This is a genomic window from Ligilactobacillus hayakitensis DSM 18933 = JCM 14209 (assembly GCF_000615845.1).
GTDB classification, from domain to species: Bacteria; Bacillota; Bacilli; order Lactobacillales; family Lactobacillaceae; genus Ligilactobacillus; species Ligilactobacillus hayakitensis.
In genome coordinates this window covers 96442-102707 of the sequence record NZ_BAML01000003.1, presented here as the reverse complement: position 1 = coordinate 102707, position 6266 = coordinate 96442, and the positions used below count along the sequence as shown (strand labels likewise).

At 31.7% G+C, this 6266-nt stretch carries 8 protein-coding genes and 1 pseudogene; all 9 read left to right on the top strand.

Annotated elements, in window-relative coordinates; all coding sequences use genetic code 11:
- Nucleotides 1–134 precede the first annotated feature (134 nt).
- On the top strand, nucleotides 135–674 hold the full coding sequence (locus tag JCM14209_RS01660) for a YqeG family HAD IIIA-type phosphatase (protein ID WP_025021901.1): 540 nt from the start codon (nucleotides 135–137) through the stop codon (nucleotides 672–674).
- Nucleotides 664–1779 carry a ribosome biogenesis GTPase YqeH gene (yqeH, locus tag JCM14209_RS01655; protein WP_025021900.1) on the top strand — a complete coding sequence of 372 codons (1116 nt, stop codon included), beginning with the start codon at nucleotides 664–666 and terminating at the stop codon, nucleotides 1777–1779. Before JCM14209_RS01660 ends, yqeH begins: the two co-directional genes overlap by 11 nt.
- 23 nt (nucleotides 1780–1802) lie before the next feature.
- Nucleotides 1803–2114, top strand: coding sequence for a ribosome assembly RNA-binding protein YhbY (gene yhbY / locus JCM14209_RS01650; RefSeq protein WP_025021899.1), 312 nt, complete (start codon nucleotides 1803–1805; stop codon nucleotides 2112–2114).
- Nucleotides 2115–2131: 17 nt separating this feature from the next.
- A complete protein-coding gene (locus JCM14209_RS01645; protein ID WP_025021898.1) occupies nucleotides 2132–2761 on the top strand; it encodes a nicotinate-nucleotide adenylyltransferase in 630 nt (209 codons plus the stop codon).
- A pseudogene (gene yqeK / locus JCM14209_RS08765) lies at nucleotides 2754–3351 on the top strand (bis(5'-nucleosyl)-tetraphosphatase (symmetrical) YqeK). Before JCM14209_RS01645 ends, yqeK begins: the two are co-directional and overlap by 8 nt.
- A gap of 10 nt (nucleotides 3352–3361) precedes the next feature.
- Entirely contained in the window at nucleotides 3362–3715 is a 354-nt protein-coding gene (gene rsfS / locus JCM14209_RS01635; protein WP_025021897.1) for a ribosome silencing factor, read from the top strand.
- A complete protein-coding gene (locus JCM14209_RS01630) occupies nucleotides 3715–4446 on the top strand; it encodes a class I SAM-dependent DNA methyltransferase (RefSeq protein WP_025021896.1) in 732 nt (243 codons plus the stop codon). The genes rsfS and JCM14209_RS01630 overlap by 1 nt, the downstream gene beginning before the upstream one ends.
- A gap of 9 nt (nucleotides 4447–4455) precedes the next feature.
- Nucleotides 4456–5598 (top strand): nucleotidyltransferase, encoded by a 1143-nt coding sequence (locus tag JCM14209_RS01625; RefSeq protein WP_025021895.1) that lies wholly within the window; start codon nucleotides 4456–4458, stop codon nucleotides 5596–5598.
- Between the two features lie 77 nt (nucleotides 5599–5675).
- Nucleotides 5676–6212, top strand: coding sequence for a YceD family protein (locus tag JCM14209_RS01620; RefSeq protein WP_025021894.1), 537 nt, complete (start codon nucleotides 5676–5678; stop codon nucleotides 6210–6212).
- Nucleotides 6213–6266 lie beyond the last annotated feature (54 nt).

Sequence of the window (6266 nt, the reverse complement as noted above, 5' to 3'; positions counted from 1 at the left end):
TTTTGTTTAAACAGAAAGATCGGTTTCCCGGTCTTTTTTTTATGCAATTTTATTTGGATTTATTTACTTATACGACAAGCATATATTATTTATATGCTATAATAATACTATGATATTTTAGGAGTAGATTATACATGTTTAAAAGATTTATACCTACTTGGCAATTAGAATCAATTTATGATTTAACTCCAAGTGATATTAAAAAAAATGGAATTAAAGTGATTCTAACAGATTTAGATAATACTTTGATTGCATGGAATAATCCTAACGGGACCCCTGAATTACGAGAATGGTTAGAAGTGATGAAAAACGAAGGAATTCCGGTAGTAGTTGTTTCAAATAATAATCATAACCGAGTGAAAAAGGCGGTTGAGTCTTTTGATCTTCCTTTTGTGTCTAGAGCGCTTAAGCCACTGGGGCGTGGGATTAACGTTGCATTGAAACGCTATAAATTAAATAAAGATGAAGTTATTTTAGTTGGGGACCAGCTGATGACTGATGTTTTGGCTGCAAATCATACTAAAATTCGGAGTATTTTGGTAAAACCAATTGTTCAAAGTGATGCTTGGAATACTAAACCTAATCGTTTTATCGAAGGAATCATTAAGAAACATTTATATAAAAAAAATAGATTATCAAAAAATTGGGAGCGATCATTAAAGAATGGAAAATAACGAAGAATTATTTTGTATCGGCTGTGGATCAAAAATTCAAAGTGAAAATAAAGATGAACTAGGTTATACACCTCAATCTGCAATTGAAAAAGGTTTGGAAACAGATGAATTATATTGTCAACGTTGTTTTCGCTTGCGCCACTATAATGAAATTGCCGATGTTAGCCTAACAGATGACGATTTTTTAAGATTATTAAATCAAATTGGCTCATCCGACGCTTTAATTGTGAATGTAATTGATATTTTTGATTTTAACGGATCAATTATTCCAGGGTTACATAGATTCGTTGGGGATAATGAGATTCTATTAGTTGGAAATAAAGTCGATTTACTACCAAAGTCAGTTAAGCGAAGTAAAGTAAAAGACTGGCTTAGACAAGAGGCAAATAAACAAGGATTACGTCCGGTTGATGTTATGCTTACAAGTGCTAGCAAAGGCTATGAAGTTGATGAGTTGTTAGATTTGATTAACAAATATCGCAAAGGCCGAGATGTTTATGTTGTGGGTGTAACTAATGTTGGAAAGTCAACATTAATCAATAAAATAATTCAACAACAAACTGGAATTAATGAATTAATTACAACTTCACGCTTTCCAGGAACAACTTTAGATAAGATTGAGATTCCTTTTGATGATGATAAGAATTTAATTGATACACCAGGAATCATCCATAATTATCAAATGGCCCATTTCTTGAAAGGGAAATCATTGAAGTTTGCTAGTCCAAAAAAAGAAATTAAGCCAAAAGTATATCAACTAAATGAAGGCCAAACTATTTTTTTGGGGGCCTTAGCTCGATTTGATTATATCTCAGGTGGAAAAACAGGCGTTGTAGCATATTTAGATAATGATTTAATGTTGCATCGAACAAAAACTGAAAATGCAGATAAGTTTTATGAAAAACATGCAGGTGGATTATTACAACCTCCATATAATGATGAAATGAATGATTTTCCAGAATTAGTCCGATTTGAATTTAAAATTACAGAAAAAAGTGACATTGTATTTTCTGGACTAGGATGGATTACAGTCAAAGAAAATACGATTGTTGCAGGTTGGGCACCAAAAGGTGTAAGTGTAGTTGTCAGAAGAGCAATGGTATAAAGCAAATTGAGAGGTGAAAAATAATGAATTTAAGAGGAAAGCAAAAGCGTTTTTTGAGAAGTAAAGCCCATGGTTTAAATCCAATTTTTCAAGTAGGAAAGGATGGATTTTCAGAAATTTGGTTAGAAGAAGTAGATAAGGCCCTTGATAGACGTGAATTGATTAAGGTTAATATTTTGCAAAACTCACTTGTTGAAACTGATGAACTTAAAGCGTTTATTGAAGAAAATAGTTCAATTAATGTAGTGCAAATCATCGGAAATGTCTTAGTATTATTTAAGGTTTCAAGTAGCCAAAAACATCGTCAAATTTCTGATGAAGTAAAATCAATTTAAGGACCGGTATCGGTAACGTGAAAACAATTAAGATTCCAGAAGTTAAAACTTTACCACAAATCAAAGTAACAAATACTAAAAAAAGAGTTGGAATTATGGGAGGGACATTTAATCCGCCCCATTTAGGGCATATGATAATTGCCCAACAAGTACTAAGTCAACTTAATTTGGATGAAATATTGTTTATTCCAGATAATGTACCGCCTCACGCAAATCAAAAAAAGACAATCAATGCGCAAATGCGCTTGGAAATGACTAGATTAAGTACTCAAAGTAATCCAAATTTCCACGTAGATAACATCGAATTGCTTCGCGGTGGTAAGAGTTATACCTATGATACAATTAAAGAACTTAAAGAAAAGAATCCTGAAAATGAATACTATTTTATTATCGGTGGAGATATGGTAGATTATCTTCATACTTGGTATCAAATTGATAAATTAATCAATTTAGTTCATTTTGTAGGAGTTGAACGCTTAGGATATCGTAAAGAAAGTATTTATCCAATTGTGTGGGTGGATATTCCAATGATTGATATTAGTTCAACTAAAATTCGAAAAAAAGTAAAAAATGGCGTATCTATCAAATATTTAGTTGATGAAAAAGTTGAGAAATTTATAGAAAAAGAAGGACTTTATCGTGACTAATATAGTTTATACAAGTAACATTTATTCAGGGACAAGAGCAGATTTAATTTCAAAAATTAAACAAGCTGTGAGTTCCAAGAGATTTCAACATATTTTAGGTGTTGAAAAAAAGTGCGATTGATTTAGCACAAAAAAATAACTATAGTTTAGAAAAAGCTAGTATTGCAGCGTTAGTTCATGATTATGCCAAAGAACGCACTGATCAAGAATTTAAAGAGGCAATTTTAAAATTTAATTTATCGTCTGATTTGTTAAATTGGAATAATTTTATTTGGCACGGGGTTGTCGGCGCTGAATTTATCAAAACTGAATTAGGGATTGAGGATGAAGAAATTTTAAATGCCGTAAGAAGACATACTGTTGGTGATATTGAAATGACAACGTTAGACCAAATTGTATATGTTGCGGATTATATCGAAGAGGGACGCGATTTTCCAGGCGTAAAAGAAGCGCGTCTAATTGCGGCCGAAAATTTAAAAGCGGCAGTCTCTTTTGAAACAAAACATACGTTGCAATTTTTAATGGAAAATAATAAAGTTATATATCCTGCGGCAATTTTAACTTATAATCAATGGGTTGCAGGAAAGTAAGGAGAAAAGTATGGATAGTAAACAACTTTTAGAATTAGTAGTAAAAGCAGCAGATTCAAAGCGTGCTGAAGATACAGTTGCTTTAGATGTGCAAGGAATTAGCTTATTAGCTGATTATTTTGTAATTACTCAAGGGGGATCTGAACGTCAAGTTAAAGCGATTTCAGACGAAATTCGAGAACAAGTATTAGAAGCTGGTGGAGATGTTCGTGATATCGAAGGAAAAGATGGGGCATCATGGGTACTTATTGACTTAGAAGACGTTGTGGTTCATGTATTTAAAGAAGAAACACGTCAATTCTATAATTTAGAAAAATTATGGTCTGAAGCTCCATTAGTTAATATTGAGGAATGGACTAAGTAATGATTTATACGACTTTTGCTCAATTATATGATCAATTGTTCGATTCCGAAATGTATGAAAATTGGTTAAAATATTTTCAGAATTTTAAATTTAATAAAGAAAGTAACGTCTTAGATCTAGCCTGTGGATCTGGGCGTTTTACTGTACAGTTATTAGAAAAAGGATACCGGGTCGAAGGGTTTGATTTATCAGAAGAGATGTTATCGATTGCTGATTATCATGCTAGAAACAAAGGGTTAGCTTTAAATTTAATTCAAGGAAATATGTTAGATTTAAGTGAACTTGAAAAGTATGATGTAATTACTTGTTTTGCTGATTCATTATGTTATTTAGAAAATATTCAACAAATTGAAGAAGTGTTTAAACAAGTTTATGAACATCTTTTGGATAATGGAGTTTTTTTATTTGATGTAATAAGCCCATTTAAAACGGACATTGTTTATCCAGGATATATGTATAACTATGTAGATGATGAACAAATATTTGTTTGGACCTCATATGAAGGAAATCAAGAGCATAGTGTGGAGCATGATTTAACCTTTTTAATCAAAAATGAAGCTGGAACATATAATCGGTTATCAGAATTACATCATGAAAGAACTTATCCAATTGAAAAATATCAAGCAGCTTTAAAAAAAGCTGGTTTTAAAAATGTAACCGTTACGTCAGATTTTGGAAATAAGGAAGCTCAAAAAAACGATGAACGTTGGTTTTTTGAATGCAGAAAGTAGGATTGTTAGATGAAAGTTATTGGAATAATTGCTGAATATAATCCATTTCATAACGGGCATCTACACCAAATTTTACAGGTTAAGCAAAATAATCCAGAAGCAATGCTTGTTGTTGCTATGAGTGGAAACTTACTTCAACGCGGCGAACCAGCGATTTTTGATAAGTGGGTTAGGACTGAAGTAGCATTAAAAAATGGAGTAGATGTTGTTTTAGAAATACCGGTGGAAGGTTCATTGCAATCTGCAGATAAATTTGCTGAAGCAGGAATTAGAACTTTAATGGATTTTGGAGTAGATGAACTTTATTTTGGAGCAGAGCATTCAGAATATGATTTTCTAGATTATGCACAAAAAATTAGAAATTTAGATACGTCAAAATTCAAGGAATACGATAGTTCATTTGCAAAGCAAATACAAAATGCTGTGAGTGAAAAAATCGGTCACGATTTAACTAATCCTAATGATTTGTTAGGCTTATCTTATGCTAAGGCAGTTTTAAAATTTAAGGCTAAGATTAAATTAGTTCCGATTCAAAGAATTAACGCAGAATATCATGATGCTTTTTTACCAGATAAAGGTGAAATAGCAAGTGCAACGGCAATCCGACATGCTTTATTTCAAAGCGATGAGCCGATTGCAAAGTATGTACCCCAAAATGTAACTTATGATAATTTACAAAAGGTATCCTGGGAAGATTTATGGCCATATTTAAGATATAAATTAATAACAACTGATTTAAATGAATTAAAAAAAATTTCAGGCGTAGTTGAAGGAATTGAAAATAGACTAGTTAAATATGCAAATGAACTTCCTAAAGAAACAACTTTTGAAACATGGCTTCAAAAAGTAAAATCAAAACGCTTTACGTATACACGCTTAACCCGAATTGCAAGTAGCATATTAATTGATTTAAAGAAAACAGAAGTACAGGCGTATGAAAAAGTGCCATTTTATCGTCTTTTAGGTTTTACTTCTAAAGGAAGAAAAGTATTAAATACTGCAAAAAAACAATTAAATTATACTATGTATACAAAAATTTCTCAGGATGATAAAGACGGCAAATATGCCGTAAATTATCGCACTGGAAAAGTGTATAGTTTAGTAACAGGGGTACAGCAAGATCTAAAGCGCGCTCCACTAATGATAAAATAAAGGTGTCAAGGAAAAAACATTGACAAAGTTGAAATATAAAGATATAATCAAGATTGTTGCATTGGGAGGAATATAACATGAAATGGTCATTAAAAGAACTTAATCAAGCGAGTATTGAACCAATAAGTTTTAATGAAACGCTTGATTTGAGTTCAGATCTAAAAGAACTTAGACCTGATTTAATTGATGTTAAACCAGTTAAAGTTGATGGTTTATTTTCTGTTGATGAGCTTGGTGTTTTAGGATACTATAAGGTAAGTTGTGATTTGGTTTTACCATCAACCCGTTCGTTTGAGCCGGTTGAAATCACGTTAAACTTTGATGTAACGGAACATTATTTAAGTCATCATCAACCTGATATGTCAGAGTTTGAAAATACAGATGTTGTCATCATTCTTGAAGACGATATCTTAGATTTAAACAAAGTCATTGAAGATAATATCTTGTTACAAATTCCTATGCAAGTTTTGTCAGCGAAAGAAGCTTCTTCAGACCAACCATTACCAAATGGAGATGATTGGGATGTATTAACAGAAGATTCCAAGCGGGAAAACAGAACACAAACTATAGATCCAAGATTTGCAAAATTAAAGGATTTTTTTAGCGAAGAGTAGCATTACTTTTTATACGAATTCTTTAATTTTAAATGTTTTAAAAGGGAGGTTAAG